Here is a 1690-nt window from a genome sequence, read left to right as displayed (position 1 = left end):
GTGCACACACCGTGGGCAGGACAGGCGGGGTGGCGGTCGGCCTCTCGCTGGGTTTCCCCACGCTGTCCGCTCGCGCCGCCGTGGGCGTGCTGCCCCAGGTCGATGTGCTGGTGGGACTCGACAGCCTCTACGGGATGATGAACGAGGCGCGGCTGGGCTGGCGGTGGCGGGTGCTGGACGGAGGCGCGCGCTGGAGCCTGGGGCTGGTGATGGAGGGCAGTCACGCATTCTTCCTCCGGTCCGCGAGCCTGGAGGACCGGGGCGCGCGCTACCTCACCGGCCGGCGCAACTGGAACGTGATGCCCGGCATCGTCGGCTCCTTCCAGCGCCAGGGTGTTCGCGCGTCCAGGCTCTTCATCGACGTGCGCTACCTGGTGGCCCTGGACACGGAGCCCATCCAACGCACGCCGCTGGGCGGCCTGCCACCGGACCTGGTGGCCTCCAGCGCGTGGCCCGTGCGAGTGGGCGCCGAAGTGCCGCTGAGCGAGAAAACGTCCTACTCTGTCTCCCTGGGCGGCGACTTCCGCACCCGTGCCGAGGACGCCGCCTTCATGCCGGTGGTCTCCATCGGCATCGTCACCGGTCTGTAGCACCGGCAACTGGCACGACAACGTGCCCTTTCCACCCCCTCGAGCGAGGTCTTCATGCGTGGCAGTGTCATCGGCTCCGGCTCCTTCGGTACCGCCCTGGCGAACGTGCTGGCGGTGAACTGTGAGGAGGTCCGCCTCTGGGGCCGCGAGCCGACGGTGGTGGAGGCCATCAACACCCGGCACGAGAACCCCACCTATCTTCCCGGCATCCCCATCTCCGAGCGCGTGCGCGCCACCCAGGACTTGGAAGAGGCGCTCGCCGGCGCGGAGATGGTGGTGCTCGCCACGCCGAGCCACGCCACGCGCGAGGTGCTGGCCCGCGCCAAGGCCTTCCTGCCGCGCAACGTGCCCATCATCACCGTGTCCAAGGGCATCGAGAACGAGACACTGCTGACGATGACGGAGCTGCTGGAGGACTGCCTCCCGGAGGAGTTCCATCCGTACATCGCCGTGCTGTCGGGCCCCAGCTTCGCCAAGGAGCTGGCGCGGCGCATGCCCACGGTGGTGACGATTGCGTCCCACTGGGACAAGGTCGCGGTGCGCTGTCAGAAGGCGCTCCAGACGGAGACCTTCCGCAGCTACACGTCCACGGACGTGGTGGGCGTGCAGTACGGCGGCGCGCTGAAGAACGTCATCGCGATTGCCGCGGGCATGGCGGACGGCCTGGGCATGGGCCACAACGCTCGAGCGGCCATCATCACCCGCGGCCTGGCGGAAATCACCCGGCTGGCGGTGCGCAAGGGCGCAAACCCGCTGACGCTGTCGGGCCTGTCCGGCATGGGTGACCTGGTGCTGACGTGTACGGGCGAGCTGAGCCGCAACCGTCACGTGGGCATGGAGCTGGGCAAGGGCCGCAAGCTGCCGGACATCCTGGGACAGATGAAGGAAGTCGCCGAGGGCGTGAAGACGGCGCGCAGCGCTCGCGACTTGTCGCTCAAGACGGGCGTGGAGCTGCCCATCTGCCAGCAGGTCTACCTGATTGCCTACGAGGACAAGAACGCGAAGATGGCGGTGGTGGACCTGATGACGCGCCAGCCCAAGTCCGAGCTCGTCTGACGCGCGGGCTGCCTGGCGAGTGTGGGCCGGGGGCGGTGTTCCAG

General features: G+C 69.1%; 1 protein-coding gene and 1 pseudogene. Both read left to right on the top strand.

Going from position 1 to position 1690, the window contains the following annotated elements:
* A pseudogene (locus HR086_RS46700) lies at positions 1–590 on the top strand (hypothetical protein); the annotation flags it as partial.
* A gap of 54 nt (positions 591–644) precedes the next feature.
* Positions 645–1646, top strand: a complete 1002-nt coding sequence (locus tag HR086_RS46695) for an NAD(P)H-dependent glycerol-3-phosphate dehydrogenase (protein ID WP_141649486.1) — start codon at positions 645–647, stop codon at positions 1644–1646.
* Positions 1647–1690: the final 44 nt, after the last annotated feature.

This window comes from Myxococcus sp. CA039A (assembly GCF_013336645.1).
Taxonomy (GTDB): domain Bacteria; phylum Myxococcota; class Myxococcia; order Myxococcales; family Myxococcaceae; genus Myxococcus; species Myxococcus llanfairpwllgwyngyllgogerychwyrndrobwllllantysiliogogogochensis.
Note: the sequence above shows the minus strand (reverse complement) of the source record. Positions and strands in the feature narration are given on the sequence as shown.

Excerpts from the sequence above, each read along its gene's own strand:
- HR086_RS46695 (WP_141649486.1), top strand. The coding sequence starts at position 645 with ATGCGTGGCAGTGTCATCGGCTCCGGCTCCTTCGGTACCGCCCTGGCG.